Raw genomic sequence first — 592 nt, 5'->3', positions numbered from 1 at the left:
TCGAAAATCCGGCGCGCATCAGCGCTTTTGGCAAGACTGAACTGACCCGCAATAAGACGGATAAAAGCGATGCTGCACTGATAGCGCGTTACTGCGCCCTGCATCAGCCATCAGCCTGGTTCCCGGCTCCGCTGTACGAGCGGCAACTGACTGCACTGGTCCGCCATCTGAAAAATCTGGAAGAGATGCGCCAGATGGAGGAAAACCGGCTGGAAGGGGCTGAAGAGGTCATCCTTGCGTCCCTGACTGAACATATCGCGCAATTGGATGCGCTGATAGAAGAGATGAAGAAGAAAATCAGCCAGCACATTGACGACAACCCGGACCTGAAGCGTGATAAAGCTCTGCTAAAGAGCATCCCGGGCGTGGGCGATATGCTGAGTGCCAGCCTGCTGGCGTTCGCGGGAAATCTACGGCGGTTCAGTAACAGCAAGGCGCTGGTGGCGTACGCAGGGCTGAATCCACGGCGATGTGAGTCGGGGTTATGGAAAGGGAAGAGCCGGATATGCAAAGTGGGTCATGCAGAGTTGCGCAGCGCGCTATACATGCCTGCCATCGTAGCCGGAAGATATAACGAAGTGGTGAAAAGTCT

The 592-nt window shown here is 55.4% G+C and carries 1 protein-coding gene; it reads left to right on the top strand.

Annotated features, from left to right (window positions below; genetic code table 11):
* The coding region (locus ACSZO4_RS25780; RefSeq protein ID WP_437891922.1) for an IS110 family transposase at positions 1–592 on the top strand (592 nt) is incomplete at both ends.

The organism is Phytobacter sp. V91 (assembly GCF_965644225.1).
Classification (GTDB): domain Bacteria; phylum Pseudomonadota; class Gammaproteobacteria; order Enterobacterales; family Enterobacteriaceae; genus CBFFRJ01.
This window is presented reverse-complemented; position numbering and strand designations above follow the sequence as displayed.